Raw genomic sequence first — 18,111 nt, 5'->3', positions numbered from 1 at the left:
GAATAGACAAGCCGAGCAGTTATAAAGGGGTGTTTGATTTAAGATGCCTTTATGAGCTCGTCGTAAACTCCTCGGTTTGGCTACTTTGGTGCCTCAAAGTAGCTAAAAATAATCCTAAATCTTTTTGACGCTCAGTTTCATGAGGTCGTTGTTCCCTGCGCGCTAGAGCCCCGTGTGATTTCATTACGCACATCCGGTAACCGGACAACCCCTGCCTACCAGCAGGCACAACCAATAACAAATAACGAGTAACCAATAACTAAACGGGCAACTAATAACCAACCACGCCGCAAAAGCTAAAACAATTAAGCGGTAGCATAAAGGGGGAAATTTTAACTAGAAAGAAACACGCTTCCAAAAACAAAGGGGAAACCACATTAAAAAGAACTCGGCTTCCCCTTTACACATGTGGCTAAAAAATGTTTTTCTAAATAATCGCAGCAGCGTAGGCGTGCGACTTATCTCTTGATTGATAAGGCTTTAACGACTTTTTCAATGTTTTACGAGCTACGTGTATCCGGGTTTTCACCGTACCGATAGGTATATCTAGGTGGTCTGCAATCTCATGATATTTATACCCTTCAAAATACATCGTAAAGGGGACATAATAATCATCGGAAAGATTGGTCATGGCATGTTTGATGTCATCCATTACGAACTTATTTTCTCCATTATTACCAGTCGCACTATAGGCTAAATTGGCTGAAGAAATTTCGTCAGACTTCGTAACAAAGGTGCTGATTTTTACAAATCGGCGGTAATTATTAATGAAGGTATTCTTCATAATAGTGTACAGCCAACCTTTCAAATTAGTGCCTTCTTTGAACTTCTCATAATAAGTAATTGCCTTGAGCACAGTATCCTGAACTAAATCATTTGCGTCCTCGTCATCATGGGTAAAGTGTAATGCATACATTTTCAACGAGTCCGACTGCTGGGTTACCATGGTGTTAAATTCTAGCTTTGTCATACTGTTTAGGGTTTGTGGAAACAAGGCTTTCCTTGTTACCGAGTTTAATACAATCGCATTTTAAATAGCTTAATTATTTATAATACCTTAACGACTATATCAATACAACTATCTCGCCAAAACAATGACAAAGTTTCAAAAGAAAATAATTTTTAATGAATAGTTAATTTTTACTTAAACCCCAATGACGTTTACTTCTCGCTCTAGGCAAACACCGAAACGCTTTTTCACACTTTCAATAATGGTTTCGGACAGCTTATAAATCTCTAAACCTGTGGCGTTTCCGTGGTTAACAAGCACTAAAGCTTGATTTTTCCAAGTACCAACATTTCCCACTACCTTTCCTTTCCATCCACATTGTTCAATAAGCCAACCCGCGGCAAGCTTATATTGATTCAATCCAAAAGGATAGTAAACAATGTCTACAAAATCAGACACTAAGGTCCTAAAAGTGTCCTCAGATACAACAGGATTCTTAAAAAAGGATCCTGCATTTCCGATTGTACTTGGATCCGGTAACTTGCTCTGCCTAATGGAAGATACTACCTCCGAAATCTCTTTGATAGTCGGTTGCGCAATCCCCCGTCTATTTAGTTCTTCATTAATTGCCCCATATGTTGTATTGAGTTTAGACTGCTTCGACAATAAAAGGTTTACTTCTGTAATAATATATTTTCCTTTCAACGCACCTTTAAATATACTTTCTCGATAACCGAATTGGCAATCTTCCTTATAAAAGGTTTTAAAAGTACCGGTGGCCAATTCAAAAGCACGACAACTTAGAAACACATCTTGCAGCTCGACACCGTAGGCTCCTATATTTTGAACAGGTGCGGCCCCAACCGTTCCCGGAATAAGACTGAGATTTTCAATTCCTCCAAAACCTCTGTCGACACAATAGCGCACCAAATGATGCCAAACCTCGCCGCCTGCGGCCTGAACCTCGACAGCCCCGGCCCGTTCGCGATGCTTAATGCCTTTTATCGCCATATGGACTATCAATCCATCGTAATCCCGGACGAACAACATATTGCTGCCTCCGCCGATGAATAAGAGCTTATCGCGATGCAGCGCGCCTGTATCATACAATTGCGTTAGATCCTTTTCGTGCTCAATATGTACCAATTGCTCGGCTTTTACGTCCACACCGAAGGTATTATACGTCTTTAATGAGACTTGTTTTACTATATTCATTCTTAAATCTTGTCACTAAATGATGCTTAACTGTTTTTAGAACCAAAGGAGAATTTTAGTTTATTGACTTTTTCTTTCAATTTTTCAATTTTTGCGTATATTTATATGATACTTGTTGAATACAATTAATAGCTTAGCCCCCGGTAGGCGCTATTATTTGCATCGTTCAAATATAAGCTAATTAATTCATCAGTATTCCAGAACACAAGACACGAATGGATAACCACGATAAAAAGCGGACGCTTATTATAGAAGCAGCTACCAAACGTTTTGCACATTTCGGCATTGCCAAAACCACCATGACCGAAATCGCTAAAGACCTATCCCTCTCCAAAGCGCTCCTCTACTATTACTTTCCCGATAAAATAAGTTTATATGCCGCTGTATTAGAAAACATTGCAAAAAAAATGTTCTCTAAAATCCAACAGGGTTTAAAAGACATCGATGAAAGTGAGGATGCGGTATTGCACCTGATCGACATGCGGCTGGCCTTCACAATGAAGTATTATAATTTATTTGACCAGGGTCTTAATTCACTCATGGAAATGCCCGATGAGCTAGCGCGAGTTATGCAACTTGTAAGCAATTTAGAGATCAAGATTTTGGCAGAAATTTTTAAAAAAGCCAATCAGCGAGACGAAATCCGTGTTGATGATCCGGTACAAACTGCAGAAATATTTTTGAATGCCATGATCGGCATGCGATTCTGTGTACTGAAAGACAAAAAAGTCATGTTTATTCCGACCAAAGAGGAATTTGATGAAATATCAAAAATGCAAAAAAAGTTAGCCGTTATTTTTCTGAACGGCTTGCGATTTCAAAAAACGTCATAGAAAAGTCATATTGCATTATTTAATCTGTTTTTTTTGATGCGTAACTTTTTGCGCTTTATTTTTGACCAATACAGATAAAAAGTCAAAAAGTAAAATAGTTAAAAAGTAAGTAAGTCAACGTGGACATAGAAGTAAAAAGGCAACACATCATTGAGGCGGCTTTAAGAAGATTTTCTCATTTCGGTATTAACAAAACTACCATGAACGAAATTGCTGAGGACATCTCCGTATCAAAAGCTAACCTCTATTATTATTTTCCGGACAAATCCGCATTGGTAGTAGATGTTATTAAACATCTAATTGAAGAAGGGATGGAAGCCTACCACCGTATTATTCAAGAGTCGAATCAAATCCTGGATACCTTGACCGGCTTTTTAAGGATCAAGAAGAACTTTTTTGAAAAGCATTACTTACTCCATGTTACCATGGGCTATGCCGACAGTAACTTAAATATCGATGAGTTAAACGCATTAGGCCGTTATGCTGAAACCAAAGAATTAACGGCGATCAGTCTGGCATTTACGAAAGCGATCGGAACGGGCGAGCTTGTAACATTTGATATTGAAAAAACGTCTCAAATATATTTCACCGTCTTAAAAGGTATCTCGATGGTTTCCATAGCAAAAGTTACGAACAAGGACATTCCCGAAATTTCGATCTTCAGCGAAATCTTTGAAAAACAGAAAATTGCCTCTGCGATATTTGTAAATGGACTAAGGCACAAAATGATAACAAATTGACATTATAACACAACATCTCATATGAAATCTATAAAACCCTTATTGGTTTTCGCATTTATATTGATTTCCTCTTTAGGTTTAAAGGCGCAAGACTCCTTAACGCTCAGGCAGGCGCTCAACTATGCTATAAAAAACAGTGAGGTCCTTGAAAAAGCCAGATTGGATATCCTGAACGGTCGGCATAAAGTAGCTGAAGTAAGGGCCGGCGCGCTTCCGCAAGTTGATCTCACCAGTAGCCTTACACGAAATTTGATTTTGCCACAATTTGTAGTTCCGGCTGAATTCATGGGCGGCCAGCCCGGTGAATTCGTCGCCATTGCGGGGGGGCAATATTGGACGGGCCTTACACAAGTCCAATTGAACCAGGAACTCTTCAACCAATCCGTTTTTACGGGATTAAAAGCGGCTAAAAGTTCAGAAGAGTATTACAAATTGGCCGCAGAGGTAAGTGAAGAGAATGTGATACAACAAGTTGCTTCCGCCTACTATCAGGTAATCATCAATCAAGAAAAGATGAAGGTGATTGACGCCAATATAGATCGTACGCAGAAATTGCTCACGATGACCTCCAGTCAATATGATCTCGGCCTGGCAAAGAAAATCGATCTGGATCGAGTGAAAGTGAACTTAAGCAATCTCGAATCTCAAAAACAGGATTTGTCAACGGCTATCACCCAACAGAATAACTTGCTTAAATACTATATGGGTATGCCCATTAGCGAAAACATTCAGATTCCACAAAGTGAATTACAGACCTTAAAACAGGAAGCCTTTGCCTTGGATGGCAATGGTTTCAATTTGGATCGAATGGCACAATACAAAGTACTAAAAAGCCAAGAGTCCTTATTAAGTTACCAAAAAAAGGCGAGAATTGCGGAATATTACCCTAGCTTATCACTTGGCGCCAACTATATTTATAATACACAGAGTAATAGATTTAATCCCTATTCGTCCAAAGCGCTGAATTTTGATATGTCTGCCATCACGCTGACCTTGAAGGTGCCGCTATTTGACGGTTTTGCCAGACGCTCCAGAGTTAGGCAAGCGGATGTTGAGATACAAAAAAATTATCAAGACATAAAAAACACTTCTAACTCTTTAAAAATGGCTTATGAAAATGCAAACAATCAACTTAAGAACAGCTTGACAACGATCCGAACACAAGAAGAAAATAAGAAACTGGCCGAAGAAGTATTCTATAGCACGCAAAACAATTATCGCAATGGCTTAGCAAGCTTAACCGATCTATTAACGGCAGAAACGGATCTCGTATCGGCGCAGAACAGTTATAACGAGGCACTACTCAATTATAAAGTAGCACAAATCGAACTGATTAAGTCAAACGGCAATATCAAATCACTCTTAACAGAATAAAATACAAACCGATCATTCTCATTCCATAGATAGATTCAAATGAAGCACCCGTACCTTAACATGCAAGTTTTAAACAGATATGGTACACTTCATTTGGCAAGTAAAACATAAATATATACAGATGAAAAGAATCATTTTTACTCTACTTATTGTCCTCGGTGCCCTGGCGATAATCGCGTGGGTATTGAATAACAACAAAAAAGAGAACCAAGCCAAAACGGATATCGTAGCAAAGGGTACAGGTGCTGTTGTGGTGCGTACAACCACTGCTAGCAAATCGGCTATCAATCTCGATTTTTCTTCCAATGGCAACTTCGCTGCTTGGCAAGATTTGAGCCTGTTAGCAGAAAATAGCGGACGAGTTACACAAATCCTGGTAGATGAAGGATCTCATGTTAGCCGTGGGCAACTATTAACGCGAATAGATGATGAATATCTTAATTTGGATCTGGAAGCGGCAGAAGACGCATTGAGTAAATTAAAGACTGATCAGCAACGATACGAAAGCTCCTTTAAAACCGGTGGTGTTACCAAGGCGCAACTTGACGAAATCAATCTCAACGTACGCAATGCCGAAAATAAAGTACAACAAGCTAAACGCCGATTAGCTGATGCTTATATCAAAGCGCCCATATCGGGTATTGTTAACAAGCGGAATATCGAAGTAGGCACGTATGTTTCGCCCGGCACAGCTTTATTTGATATAGTAGATGTTTCGAGGCTCAAATTACTTGTTAATGCCAATGAATCACAGGTAGTGAACTTAAAAGTTGGCGATCCGGTAAGCATCACAACTACCGTATTTCCGGACAAAAAATTCAGTGGTAAAATTTCCTTTATTGCTGCAAAAGCTGACAATACCCTGAACTATCCGGTAGAAATTCAAGTGGAAAATTCCAGCACTCAACAATTAAAAGCGGGTATGTATGCAACGGCTACGTTCGACTTACCTGAACAGCAACCCACAATTGTTATACCACGAAGTGCTTTTGTGGGAAGTGTAAGTAGTAATGAAATATTTGTTTTGCAAAATGGCAATACTGCTCGACTCCGGAAAGTAACTGCAGGACGCATTTTAGGTGAACAGGTAGAGATCATAGACGGCCTGAAAGAAGGCGAAACCGTAATAACCAGCGGCCAGATCAATCTTGTTGATGGCACGGAAGTGAAACCACAGGCAAATGAAAACGCACGTAATAACACGACTAAATAGGGCATAAAACCCTTGTCACTTAAATGAATAAACAATTATTCGAATGAAAATTGCTGAAATATCTATAAAGCGCCCCTCTATTGTTATCGTGGTCTTTACCGCCTTAACCTTACTGGGAATCATTAGTTATTTGTCATTGAATTATGAGATGCTTCCTAAGTTTAATCCGGGAGTCGTATCGATTTCAACGATTTATCCGGGCGCCTCACCGAATGAAGTAGAAAACACCGTTACTAAGAAGTTGGAGGACGCAGTGTCTTCCATGGAGAATATTAAAAAACTGGAAGCGACTTCTTTTGAAGGGCTTTCTGTTATTACTATTACGCTTACCAGTGAAGCGGATGTCGATTATGCGATCAATGATGCGCAACGTAAAGTCAACGCAGTATTGTCAGACCTGCCCGATGACGCGGAAACGCCCTCATTGGCCAAGTTCTCGCTTGATGATCTCCCCATCATTACGCTGTCTGCTACAGCCAATATGGATGATGCGCAATTTTTTGATTTAATTGATAAACGCATCCAGCCCATTGTTTCTCGTGTAAATGGTGTAGCGCAGGTGAATTTAATCGGCGGTCAGGAACGTGAGATACAAGTAAACCTAAACGCGGCGAAATTGGAAGCCTATGGTTTGTCTGCACTGGACGTACAACAGGTAATTCTCAACTCGAACCTGGATTTTCCAACAGGAAGTGTAAAAACCAAGAATCAAGATATCTTAATCCGCTTGGCCGGTAAATACAAATCGGTTAATGAATTACGAAATTTAGTCATAAGTACGGCAGACGACGGTGCACAAATACGACTAATGGACGTTGCTGACGTACAGGATGCACAGGAGGATGCTGAAAAAATAGCGCGACTAAATAGAAGTGGCTCCATTATATTGCAGATCCTTAAAACCTCGGACGCAAATGCGGTAAAAGTAAGTGAAGGAGTACGGGCAATTGTTGAACGTTTGACCACTGATTACCAAAAAGAAAATCTTCAGATTGTTATCGCCAATGATACGTCCGACTATACGCTTGAATCAGCCGATGCGGTGGTACATGACTTATTCCTCGCCGTTATCTTAGTTGCGGTGGTGATGCTATTCTTTTTACATAGTTTACGAAATGCCGTCATCGTTATGGTGGCTATACCCGCCTCACTTGTCGCAACCTTTATTGGAATCTACCTTTTTGGTTTCACATTAAACCTCATGTCTTTACTCGGTTTATCGCTTGTGGTAGGTATTTTGGTAGATGACGCGATTGTTGTTATTGAAAACATCTATCGGCATATGGAGATGGGAAAGAATAAAGTGAGGGCTTCTTATGACGCAACCAAGGAAATTGGTTTTACCGTTGTGTCTATCACCATGGTTATCGTGGTCGTGTTCCTTCCGATTTCAGTGAGTACCGGTTTAGTATCTGATATTCTTCGGGAGTTTTGTGTGGTAGTGATGATCTCTACACTTTTGAGTTTATTGGCCTCTTTCTCCATCGTACCACTACTCACCTCTCGATTTGGAAAACTTGAACGCATATCAAACCGTAATTTTATCGGAAGGTTTATTCTTTGGTTTGAAAAGCAGTTGCATCGTTTCACCAATTGGGTAACGGGTATATTAAACTGGGCTTTGGATCATAAAGCAATCACGCTCGTTACGGTTTCACTTTTACTGGTTTCGTCTTGCGGATTAACTTTTGGTGGTTTTATTGGAGCAGAATTCTTCGCACAGAGTGATCGTGGGGAGTTTTTGGTCCAAATCGAATTGCCAAAAGATGCTTCTCTTGAATTAACGAACCAAGTTACTAGAAAGGCGGAGGACTTCTTAAGCAAGAAGAAAGAAATTGTTTCTTTAATCACGACCGTCGGTCAGTCGAGCGACAACCTTGGTGCTGATCAATCGACTGCGTATAAAGCAGAAATTACCGTAAAACTCACTCCCAAAGAAGAACGGGATGAATCATCTGATATTTACGCTGCCAAGCTAAAAGGAGAAATTCAAAAGTTATTGGTAGGAGCCAAGGTGAAAACCGTACCGATTGATATTTTAGGAGCCGCGCAGCAAGCACCAATTGAAATGGTCGTTACCGGTTCGGATCTGGATAGCGTATTGGCTTATGCCGAAAAGGCAAGAGCGCTTTTAGCGAAAGTTCCCGGTGCTGCCGAAACAAAACTTTCAGTGGAAAGTGGAAATCCCGAAATCACGGTAGAAGTAGACCGCGATAAAATGACCGCGCTTGGTTTATCGCTGCAAACTGTTGGAGGTACCATGCAAACCGCTTTTAATGGTAATACGGATGGCAAATATCGCCAGGGTGAGTATGAGTATGATATCAATATTCGCTTTGAAGATTATGACCGGAAGAATATTGACGATGTACGGAATCTTTATTTCACAAACAAGGACGGTAAGCTCATTAAGCTTTCTCAATTTGCTGTAGTAAAAGAAGGTTCGGGACCTAGCCAACTGGAGCGTAGGGACAAAAGTACTTCGGTTAAAGTGCAATCGCAAGCCGTGGGGCGTCCATCGGGTACCGTTATTCAGGAATTTGAAGGAAAGTTAGGGTCAATTCCGAAGCCGACGGGTGTCAGCTATGTTTGGGGTGGTGATATGGAAAATCAATCGGAGGGCTTCGGAACCTTAGGCGTTGCCTTGATGGTTTCCATCGTCTTGGTATATTTGATTATGGTAGCATTGTATGATAGCTTTGTGTACCCATTTGTGGTGATGTTCTCCATTCCATTATCCGTTATCGGTGCATTGCTTGCCCTGGCATTGACGAATAATTCATTGAATATCTTTACTATTCTGGGCTTGATCATGCTTATCGGACTCGTTGCCAAAAATGCGATCATTTTGGTGGATTTTACCAACCAAATGAAAGCGGAAGGGAATAGCACACGGCAGGCCCTTATCCATGCAAACCATGCCCGTTTGCGTCCCATCTTGATGACAACTATTGCAATGGTAATAGGGATGCTGCCCATCGCATTGGCTTCAAGTGCCGGCTCTGAATGGAAAAATGGCCTTGCTTGGGTTATTATAGGTGGTTTGATCAGCTCGCTTTTCTTAACTTTGATTATTGTGCCTGTAGTATATCAAGTGGTAGATAACATTTTACACCGCTTGGGATGGGATAAAAAGGGTAGGCCAATCGAAGAGTTAATGGTTGAGGAATACGATCATAAAGAAGTAAAAGAGTATGAAAGCCACCACGGCTAATTAGCTTATTAGTCAATTGGCTAATCAGCCAATTGACTAATAAATTGACTCGTCCAACTCACAGTCACCGCTGCCGTCATAAATAAGTCAAACCTTCTAAAGAATTAAGAATCAATAGATAGATCCCCTACCTTTGCTGCATTTAACAAAATATTAACATATTTATAATGTCAGCAAATACTGCAGCCAACAAAAGTACAGTCCGTAGATTTCGAAAAATAGCCTTACTGGAAGGGATTTCCTTTATCTTGTTGGTATTTATTGCTATGCCGCTTAAGTACTGGGCAGATTTTCCACTCGCAGTTAAATATGTAGGCTGGGCACACGGTGTTCTCTTTATTGCTTATGTATTTTCGCTAATTCAATGCTGGACAGAATATAGTTGGAAATTTGGAAGAGTCCTTTTATTTTTCTTTGCCTCGCTCTTGCCATTTGCACCATTTGTTGTAGAAAAAAGATTAAAGGCCGAAGCTAACTAAACCTATACCAATAAATATGAGGGTCGGATCGGTTAAAATGCCCATATATGGAGCATTGATAGCTAGGTTTATATTTTTACTGGTGCTTTACAGTTTACTGAGGCTTGGATTTTATTTAGGCAATCAGTCGTTATTTCCAAACATTAGCACCTCGCAATTCAGTAGTATTTTTCTGGGTGGTATCAAATTCGACCTATCGGCTTTACTTTACATCAATATTCTTTACATTTTACTCCAGATTCTACCTTTTCCATTTCGATATCATGTACCTTATCAAAAGGTAGCCAAATGGTTGTTTATCATTACGAACAGCGTCGGTATTGCTGCTAACCTAATCGATATTGCTTATTATAAGTTCACGCTCAAGCGTACTACCGGTACTGTGTTCAGTCAATTTATCAATGAACAGAATAAATGGAAGTTAACGGTTGATTTTTTACTCGGCTATTGGTACCTCCTTATTCTATTTATTTTTTTGATTTATTTGTTTATTCGCCTTTACGATTGCATTCGTTTGAAGAATCCAATGAAACGAAATGCTCGGTATTATCTCAGTCATACGATTTTGTTTTTTGCTTTCGCTTATTTAACGGTTGTGGGCATGCGCGGAGGATGGCGCCACAGCACACGTCCTATCACATTAAGCAATGCCGGTGAATTCGTCCAGTCGCCCAATCAAATGAGCATCGTACTGAATACACCCTTCGCAATTATACGAACCTTAAAAGCAGTCAGTTTAAAACCGGTTCATTATTACGATGAGGCGACGCTTCAAGGGATATATAATCCGATTCACCTACCACACGATACAGCTGCCTTTAAACCGCTTAATGTGGTTTTTTTGATTATTGAAAGTTTAGGAAAGGAACATGTAGGAGCGTTAAATCGAGATTTAGCCAACGGAACCTATAAAGGTTATACTCCCTTTATTGATTCGCTGGTTGAAAACAGTTACACTTTTACACATACATATGCTAATGGGCGAAAGTCCATTGATGCACTGCCATCGATTATTTCCGGTATCCCCTCCATTCGGGAACCCTTTGTTCTTTCCACTTATTCCGGTAACAAGACAACGAGCATTGCGAAATTACTGGCCGATAAAGGTTACGAAACGGCCTTTTTTCACGGAGCACCCAACGGCTCCATGGGCTTTTCCTCGTATACAAAACTTGCAGGTATCGAGCACTATTACGGCAAAACCGAATATAACAACGATGCCGATTTCGATGGCATTTGGGGCATTTGGGACGAACCTTTTATGCAATTTATGGCTAAAACCATCAATACGTTCCATCAACCCTTTTTTACGGCTTTTTTTTCCTTGTCTTCTCACCATCCTTTTAAAGTACCGGCCAAGTATGCCGGCAAATTTCCGAGAGGCCCGTTGGAAGTGCAGGAACCGATGGGTTATACGGACATGGCATTGAGGAAATTCTTCGAAACCGCCTCGAGGATGCCTTGGTTTAAACAAACGCTTTTTGTACTTTGCGCTGATCATGCAACCGTTTCATACTTCCCCGAGTATCAAACCATCCCCGGTGCGTTTTCTATTCCGATACTATTTTATTATCCCGGAGGAACCCTAAAAGGAAAAGCCGACAAGCTTGTACAACAGATTGACATTATGCCCAGCGTATTAAGTTATCTACACTATGATAAACCTTATTTTGCGTTTGGATTCAATGCTTTCTCACCGCAAACAGACAATTTTGTCATAAATAATAATGACGGCACCTTTAGTCTTTATCATGGTGATTACCTTTTGCTAAACGATGGACAGGTTAGTACCGCTTTGTATAACCTAAAGGAGGACCGACTCACTAAGCATAACCTAATTAAGGACGAACCGATCGTATTGGCAAAAATGGAAACTTATCTAAACGCTTTTATTCAACAATACAATAACCGGATGATTCAGGATGAATTAACCGATCATCCGATCAAGTAAACTGCGTCTCACTTAGAGTCTGCCGGCACTTAAAGCTCATTGCCGAAAGCGCCTCTCAATTAATAAGTTAAGTATTGATTATACACCTCCTGCATATACGCTTTTCCTTGATGAAGCAAATCTTCTTTACTGTGTTGGCACGAATCCAAACTCTTCTGATAACTCATTACTTTTCCGACATTATCAAAAGCCACCTGGCAATGTCCATTCACCGCTCCCCAGCCGTCAGACCAACTGAAAAAAGCAAAGGGAACGGTACTGTCATTCAGCAAATCTCTGCTCCATGTATACGGTTTAGCGTCGTAGCCTAATTGGTTTAATAAAGTTGCCGCTAGATCAACCTGACTTCCTATCTTATTGATTCGCTTTCCGCGATAGGCAGGTTGCAACACATCTCCATACAATAACAAAGGTATACGATAACGCTTGGGGCAATTACTTTCCCATTGTTCCAATGGCAAACGATGGCCATGATCGGCCACAATAATAAAGAGCGTGTTTTTATACCAAGGTTTCGTTTTGGCTTGTTTTAAATAACTACATAAAACCGAGTCGGTATAAAAAGCCGTACTCCTAAAAAGATTGGGCAGATTATCTGTTCCAAAACGATGCACACCAGGTAGATCAAAAGGTTCATGATTATTCAGCGTCAGTAAAGTAGAGAAAAAAGGTTGTTTTTCTTTATCGAGGCCGCGCAGCTGTTTACCGAACGTCGCATGGTCGAATACTCCCCATTTCGATCGGGCTTCACGATGTGGAAAACAGAGCTGGTCGACGACCTTCCTACATCCATGACTTAACATATAGCCTTTGAAGTTATAAAATTCACTTTCTCCCCCATAATAAAAAGAAGTATGGTATCCCTTTTCTTTAAAATCGCTCATTAATGAAGGAAGCTCAGCCTGCTTTTGGATATTCTTTATAATACTTTTGGATGATTGGGTCGGAAAAGCACTCAAGATGGCAATCATTCCCTTATCCGTCCGATCTCCTGATGCATATATGTGATCAAACAATAAACCGTCCGCAATGAGCTTTTCCAAACCTGGTGCCACTCCCCTCTCACCTCCCAGTGATTGCACCAGATCGGCTGTAAAACTTTCCAGGATAATTAAAACCACATTGGGTTTTGATCGACTTAGAATTCGTGTAGTGTGCCCAGCTGTAGTTTTAAGCAACGGAGCGACCGCTTGCTTGGCCTCCGTATTTTTCATGCTGATATAAGGGTTACGATGTAATCCGCCGGCATGTAAGATATCATTAATAAAATACCAAGATACATTGGTAGCTGCATGGTTGGGGAAGGCATTGGTAGCGAAATAGACCATAGACGGGTTTAGCGGTGTCAGCCCCCATCCTCCACGTATTAATAGAAAAACCACGGATAGAAGCCCCAGTGATGTGAAAGTTTTTTTATACCATTTGTTTATGCCGACAAAAGTGCATTGGTAAATCTTCATCCATCTAGCCAGGTAAATGCCAAGACAACTTAAACTCAGCAACAAGAGCGAGGATAAAAAAATAGGAGACGAGGCGGCGGAAGCAATGGCTAAATGAGGTGAATCTAAAAATAAATCGACCGCCTTGTATGATATTAATGTATCCCATTCCCGGTAAATATTAAAATTAATAATATTGATCAGGGAGCAAGCGATTACTACGCTCCATACATACAGGCGAGATAGACGTTGAGAAATATGCAAGCGATCAACCCAGACCCTCAAAATCAGCACTAAAGTGGGGATGGCACAAATATAAGCAGCCATGGAAGCGTCCATACGCATTCCATATGCAAATATTTTCAGGACTTCCATCCAAGGTAACAGGTGGAGTTGTTCGTGAAAATAAGCCAGAAAAAAGGCTCTACAAAGGATAGCAAAAAGCATCCAAAAGGCGAAGTATCGCCATAGGATGCCGAATAATTTATTCATGAAAATATTAAAATCTTCTTAAGGTCTATCGCCGGCAAAAGCGTAAGTAATTTCGGTCTTTCCGTGAGGAACCGGATTCCCGTTATCATCAAGATTTACAAACACCAATTTATCAATGGTCAGGATACTCTTTCTTGTAATTTTGTTCCGTACTTCACAGGTCAGCGTAATTGAAGTAGTTCCAAAATGTGTAGCTTGAATACCTAATTCAATGATATCCCCAGCCTTTGCAGAACTCACAAAATTAATCTCCGAAATAAATTTCGTCACAACTTTGGAGTTCCCTAACTGCACAATGGCATAAATCACAGCCTCCTCGTCGATCCAGCGTAACAAGGTCCCGCCGAACAGGGTGCCGTTTGGGTTTAAATCTTCGGGTTTTACCCATTTTCTTGTATGAAAATTCATGTGTTAAAGGAGTAAGTTAAGGTGTAAGAGATAAGGTGTAAGGTATAAAGCGATGGTAGCCTTACCGTAAACCTTACACCCTACGCCTTTTACCCTACTAAATATGAATTGCTCTATTTCCCGTCGCTGCTAGAGCTGCTTCTTTAAATGATTCAGTAAATGTTGGGTGTGCATGGCAAATACGTGCAATATCTTCCGCTGACGCACGATATTCCATACCAACAACTGCTTCTGCAATCATGTCGGCCACACGTGGTCCGATCATATGAACGCCTAAAATTTCATCGGTACCGGCATCGGCTAGCACTTTAACGAAACCTTCGGTATCCATGCTTGCGCGTGCTCTCCCACTTGCTTTGAAAGGGAAAGACCCGGCTTTATACTTTATACCGTCGTTTTTTAACTGTTCTTCGGTTGCACCTACGCTGGCAACTTCCGGCCATGTATATACGACACCGGGAATAAGATTGTAATTGATATGTGGCTTTTGCCCGGCAATGAGTTCAGCAACATAAACACCTTCCTCCTCCGCTTTATGCGCAAGCATTGCCCCTCGAATCACATCACCAATTGCATATATACCGGCAACAGGCGTTTCCAAGTGCTCATTAACCGGCACTTTTTTACCTCGTTCTTCTAATTTAATACCAATGGCATCCAAATTCAAGCCTTCTGTATAGGCTGTACGTCCTACGGCTACTAAGCAGTAATCGCCCTCTACTTTTACCGGATTTCCTTTTGCATCTTCAGCAGTTACGGTGACTGTTTTTCCCTTTACACTTGCTCCGGTTACTTTATGACTTAACAAGAATTCAAAACCTAGATTTTTTAGCGATTTCTGCAATTCCTTTCCTAAGCCTTTATCCATTGTAGGAATAATGGAATCGAGGTACTCGATCACCGTCACTTTTGCACCCAAACGTGCATATACCGATCCCAGTTCCAAGCCAATAACCCCTCCACCGATCAAGACCAAATGTTTTGGCACTTCAGTTAGATTAAGTGCTTCTGTTGAGGTAATGATTCTTTTTTTGTCAATGGTAATAAAGGGTAATGATGCCGGTTTTGACCCCGTTGCAATAATGACGTTCTTCGTGGTAATTTCTTCCGTTGTTTTATCATCCTTCGTAATTTTGATGGTATTCTTGTCAACAAAAGAACCAACTCCTTGATAGGTCGTCACTTTATTCTTCTTCATCAGGAAGGTGATTCCTCCGGTTGTTTGCTCCACTACACCGTTCTTCCTTTTGATCATTTGCTTTAGGTCGACCTTCAAGTTACTCAGATTGATACCATGTTCTGCAAAATGTTTATTCGCGTTGTGGTAGTGTTCACTCGAATCGAGCAAGGCTTTGGATGGTATACATCCGACATTCAAGCAGGTACCTCCCAAGGTACTATATTTCTCAATAATGGCTGTTTTTAACCCTAGTTGACCGCAACGGATAGCGGCTACATAGCCTCCGGGTCCGCTGCCTATTACTACGACGTCGTATTGCATGGATATAATTTATTTTCTTATCAATTTACAGATATTTTGCCAATTTCTGTTCACGAGCAAACAAAGTGAAATTGACAGTCAAAGGTATGAATTCTTACCGCTAATTCCTTATAAAAGCGTGAATTGAATGATAAAACTTGGATAATTTGACTTTTTTATTGACTATCGGATTGTTCATTCAAGACCATGCGCTTTTAGAATCAACATATACCTTTTCTCATAATTTGCATAGTAACTTTGGTGCAGGCCAAGGTAGCTAAAAAACCGGTCTTAAATCATCCATTCTTATCTGTATGAATAGCTTAGCTTCATAGAAAAAGCCCTGTAAGTATGACACTTACAGGGCCTTTAAACTGTATATTAAGTTCTATTCAGCTACGATTTTACCTTGCATCGTTCCCCAGTGTCCGGGGAAACTACATATAAATTCGTATACACCTGCTTTTGGTAAGGTAAATTCGATTTCATCTGACTGACCTGGACCTAAAAGCTTCGTATGGGCAATAATCGAGGAAGCAAAAGTAGAAGGGATATATTCATCATCCTTCGCTTTGAAAGCTTCTCCTCCAAAGGCCGCGATGTCAGTACCTTGATCTAAGACAACGGCGTTATGTCCCATTGACTCGATCGGTTGTTGTCCAACATTCTTCAACGTAAGTTTTACCTTTTCTCCGGCCTTTACTTTGAACAAATCCTTATCGAAACGCATGTCATCAGAAGCCTGAAGCTCGATATGGCTTGTTACCTGCACATTTTCTATACCGGGAACAGTGGCAGCAGCCGGAGTCTCTGCCGGGGTACTTGAAGCAGCCGTCTCTTCATGTTCGTGGGTAGCATTTTTATTCTCACCTCCACCACAAGCTGCTAAAAACAATGCCGCCGCTAAAGCCGGCACGATAAATACTTTCTTCATTTCTTTTCTTTTTTGTTTTTCTTATTAGCTAATTACAAACTTATTAATAATTTATCAAAATCCTTTTGCTTCTCTTGAAATTGTACCACATTAAGCTTTTAGGTGTTAGCAATTAGGTATTAGCTTTCGGATGTCAGCTATCGGCTCTAGGGTATAAGGTTTGAGCACGTCACCAACTATTTTCCTACTTAACCACTTAACGATTCAACTATTAAAGAATAGGGTGTCGCTCAAAGGGCTTCGTCCGATCAAATAAATAACGATAAGTGTGATGCGTCTTATAAATGTGGGCGCCGATTTGCTGCGCCAAATTCATCATCTTGGGATTAAAATCGCCTATCCAATTCATTTGTAACTCTGCGTAACCGGTTTTCGCTTTTTTGTTAATAAATACACGGGCCGACTCCATTACCAAACCCACCTCTACCCCTTTACGCTGATGTTCGGGCACAATACCGAAAACTATACCGAAGAGCGTTTTGCAACGCTTAAACCATTTATTCCAAAGCAAAACAAACAGGCCTCGCAGCCCAATTTTCCCCTTTACATATTTCACTAATAGCTGGTTTACATCGGGTATGCTAATAAAGAAGCCTACAGGTTCTCCTTCGTAATAAGCAAACCATAGTCCGATCGGATCAACGATCGGTTTCAAATTCTTCATTAATTTGTTAGCCTGCTCTTCTGTCATCTTTCCTACCCCATCATGGTTCACCCAGGCCTTATTATAAATCATTCGAAACTGTCGCGCTGCACGATCCAACTCGTGTCGCTTTACATGATCAAAATGGTAACCCTTCATTCCCAGGACACGTTTAGCCTTGGCCGCGTATCGATCATCTATGTTACCGTCTGTTAACCGTCTATAGGTATATTGTTTGAAATAGGTCTGAAAACCATAAGCTTCAAAAAGTGTTTGGTAAAAGGGCGGATTATAATTACTGCAATAGCAGGGTTCAACAAAACCGTCAACGAGCAGTCCCCACCAACGCTCCCTACTCCCAAAATTGATCGGACCGTCCATCGCTTCCATCCCTTGCTGTTTCAACCATTCCTTTGCGACGTCAAACAAGGCGAAGGCAGCCTCTTGATCATTAATGCATTCAAAAAATCCACAACCTCCCGTGGGTTGCGCATAGCTTTTGGCACTTATGGTATCAAAAAAGGCCGCTATTCGTCCGATTGCCTTTCCATGAGAATCAAACAAGACCCATCTGCAGCAATCGCCGATGGCAAAGAGGCCATTTTTTTGTCGGTCAAACACACTTTCTACATCTTCATTTAGCGGTTGTATATAGTTTTTATCAGAAGCATATAAAGACAAAGGTATTTCTAGAAAAATTTTAGCGAGTGCGGGAGTATCTACCTTTTTAATTTTCATTGGAATAAA

General features: G+C 40.7%; 14 protein-coding genes. 7 read left to right on the top strand and 7 right to left on the bottom strand.

Translation table 11 applies throughout. The features are described from left to right. Positions 1-427: 427 nt before the first annotated feature. Positions 428-970: a sigma-70 family RNA polymerase sigma factor gene (locus tag ACH11B_RS08800; RefSeq protein ID WP_335312431.1), complete on the bottom strand. Its 543-nt coding sequence runs from the start codon at positions 968-970 to the stop codon at positions 428-430. A gap of 174 nt (positions 971-1,144) precedes the next feature. Beyond that, on the bottom strand, positions 1,145-2,164 hold the full coding sequence (gene murB, locus ACH11B_RS08795; RefSeq protein WP_377613269.1) for a UDP-N-acetylmuramate dehydrogenase: 1,020 nt from the start codon (positions 2,162-2,164) through the stop codon (positions 1,145-1,147). Between the two features lie 215 nt (positions 2,165-2,379). On the opposite strand from murB, the gene ACH11B_RS08790 reads away from it, so the two are divergent. From ACH11B_RS08790 to ACH11B_RS08760, 7 genes are all read left to right on the top strand, one after another. After that, positions 2,380-2,997 (top strand): TetR/AcrR family transcriptional regulator, encoded by a 618-nt coding sequence (locus ACH11B_RS08790; protein WP_149105178.1) that lies wholly within the window; start codon positions 2,380-2,382, stop codon positions 2,995-2,997. 200 nt (positions 2,998-3,197) lie between these two features. Further along, complete coding sequence (locus ACH11B_RS08785; RefSeq protein WP_377613268.1) at positions 3,198-3,737, top strand: TetR/AcrR family transcriptional regulator; 540 nt, start codon at positions 3,198-3,200, stop codon at positions 3,735-3,737. Positions 3,738-3,758: 21 nt separating this feature from the next. After that, positions 3,759-5,111 carry a TolC family protein gene (locus tag ACH11B_RS08780; RefSeq protein WP_377613267.1) on the top strand — a complete coding sequence of 451 codons (1,353 nt, stop codon included), beginning with the start codon at positions 3,759-3,761 and terminating at the stop codon, positions 5,109-5,111. Positions 5,112-5,232: 121 nt separating this feature from the next. Then, positions 5,233-6,324 carry an efflux RND transporter periplasmic adaptor subunit gene (locus ACH11B_RS08775; RefSeq protein ID WP_049795143.1) on the top strand — a complete coding sequence of 364 codons (1,092 nt, stop codon included), beginning with the start codon at positions 5,233-5,235 and terminating at the stop codon, positions 6,322-6,324. A 43-nt stretch (positions 6,325-6,367) separates the two neighbouring features. Further along, positions 6,368-9,538 carry an efflux RND transporter permease subunit gene (locus tag ACH11B_RS08770; RefSeq protein ID WP_130854413.1) on the top strand — a complete coding sequence of 1,057 codons (3,171 nt, stop codon included), beginning with the start codon at positions 6,368-6,370 and terminating at the stop codon, positions 9,536-9,538. Between the two features lie 167 nt (positions 9,539-9,705). After that, positions 9,706-10,017: a DUF3817 domain-containing protein gene (locus tag ACH11B_RS08765; RefSeq protein WP_013664980.1), complete on the top strand. Its 312-nt coding sequence runs from the start codon at positions 9,706-9,708 to the stop codon at positions 10,015-10,017. 16 nt (positions 10,018-10,033) lie between these two features. Next, entirely contained in the window at positions 10,034-11,968 is a 1,935-nt protein-coding gene (locus ACH11B_RS08760) for an LTA synthase family protein (protein ID WP_377613266.1), read from the top strand. Between the two features lie 59 nt (positions 11,969-12,027). Here ACH11B_RS08760 and ACH11B_RS08755 read toward each other — a convergent pair whose 3' ends face one another. The 5 genes from ACH11B_RS08755 to ACH11B_RS08735 all read right to left on the bottom strand — a co-directional run bounded on the left by ACH11B_RS08755 (position 12,028) and on the right by ACH11B_RS08735 (position 18,102). Then, positions 12,028-13,899, bottom strand: a complete 1,872-nt coding sequence (locus ACH11B_RS08755) for an LTA synthase family protein (protein ID WP_377613265.1) — start codon at positions 13,897-13,899, stop codon at positions 12,028-12,030. Positions 13,900-13,917: 18 nt separating this feature from the next. After that, a complete protein-coding gene (locus ACH11B_RS08750; protein WP_013664977.1) occupies positions 13,918-14,307 on the bottom strand; it encodes an acyl-CoA thioesterase in 390 nt (129 codons plus the stop codon). 97 nt (positions 14,308-14,404) lie between these two features. Beyond that, positions 14,405-15,808: a dihydrolipoyl dehydrogenase gene (lpdA, locus tag ACH11B_RS08745; protein WP_377613264.1), complete on the bottom strand. Its 1,404-nt coding sequence runs from the start codon at positions 15,806-15,808 to the stop codon at positions 14,405-14,407. A 367-nt stretch (positions 15,809-16,175) separates the two neighbouring features. After that, the gene (locus ACH11B_RS08740; protein WP_013664975.1) at positions 16,176-16,721 is read right to left on the bottom strand and encodes a plastocyanin/azurin family copper-binding protein; all 546 of its coding nucleotides are present in this window, start codon (positions 16,719-16,721) and stop codon (positions 16,176-16,178) included. 211 nt (positions 16,722-16,932) lie between these two features. Continuing rightward, positions 16,933-18,102, bottom strand: coding sequence for a hypothetical protein (locus tag ACH11B_RS08735; protein ID WP_377613263.1), 1,170 nt, complete (start codon positions 18,100-18,102; stop codon positions 16,933-16,935). Positions 18,103-18,111 lie beyond the last annotated feature (9 nt).

It is taken from the genome of Olivibacter sp. EAT-5 (assembly GCF_044784325.1).
Lineage (GTDB): Bacteria > Bacteroidota > Bacteroidia > Sphingobacteriales > Sphingobacteriaceae > Olivibacter > Olivibacter oleidegradans.
This window is presented reverse-complemented; position numbering and strand designations above follow the sequence as displayed.

Bases quoted from the DNA above. Each gene is read 5' to 3' on its own strand.
- ACH11B_RS08800 (WP_335312431.1), bottom strand. From the start codon at position 970: ATGACAAAGCTAGAATTTAACACCATGGTAACCCAGCAGTCGGACTCG.
- murB (WP_377613269.1), bottom strand. From the start codon at position 2,164: ATGAATATAGTAAAACAAGTCTCATTAAAGACGTATAATACCTTCGGT.
- ACH11B_RS08790 (WP_149105178.1), top strand. From the start codon at position 2,380: ATGGATAACCACGATAAAAAGCGGACGCTTATTATAGAAGCAGCTACC.
- ACH11B_RS08785 (WP_377613268.1), top strand. From the start codon at position 3,198: ATGAACGAAATTGCTGAGGACATCTCCGTATCAAAAGCTAACCTCTAT.
- ACH11B_RS08780 (WP_377613267.1), top strand. From the start codon at position 3,759: ATGAAATCTATAAAACCCTTATTGGTTTTCGCATTTATATTGATTTCC.
- ACH11B_RS08775 (WP_049795143.1), top strand. From the start codon at position 5,233: ATGAAAAGAATCATTTTTACTCTACTTATTGTCCTCGGTGCCCTGGCG.
- ACH11B_RS08770 (WP_130854413.1), top strand. From the start codon at position 6,368: ATGAAAATTGCTGAAATATCTATAAAGCGCCCCTCTATTGTTATCGTG.
- ACH11B_RS08765 (WP_013664980.1), top strand. From the start codon at position 9,706: ATGTCAGCAAATACTGCAGCCAACAAAAGTACAGTCCGTAGATTTCGA.
- ACH11B_RS08760 (WP_377613266.1), top strand. From the start codon at position 10,034: ATGAGGGTCGGATCGGTTAAAATGCCCATATATGGAGCATTGATAGCT.
- ACH11B_RS08755 (WP_377613265.1), bottom strand. From the start codon at position 13,899: ATGAATAAATTATTCGGCATCCTATGGCGATACTTCGCCTTTTGGATG.
- ACH11B_RS08750 (WP_013664977.1), bottom strand. From the start codon at position 14,307: ATGAATTTTCATACAAGAAAATGGGTAAAACCCGAAGATTTAAACCCA.
- lpdA (WP_377613264.1), bottom strand. From the start codon at position 15,808: ATGCAATACGACGTCGTAGTAATAGGCAGCGGACCCGGAGGCTATGTA.
- ACH11B_RS08740 (WP_013664975.1), bottom strand. From the start codon at position 16,721: ATGAAGAAAGTATTTATCGTGCCGGCTTTAGCGGCGGCATTGTTTTTA.
- ACH11B_RS08735 (WP_377613263.1), bottom strand. From the start codon at position 18,102: ATGAAAATTAAAAAGGTAGATACTCCCGCACTCGCTAAAATTTTTCTA.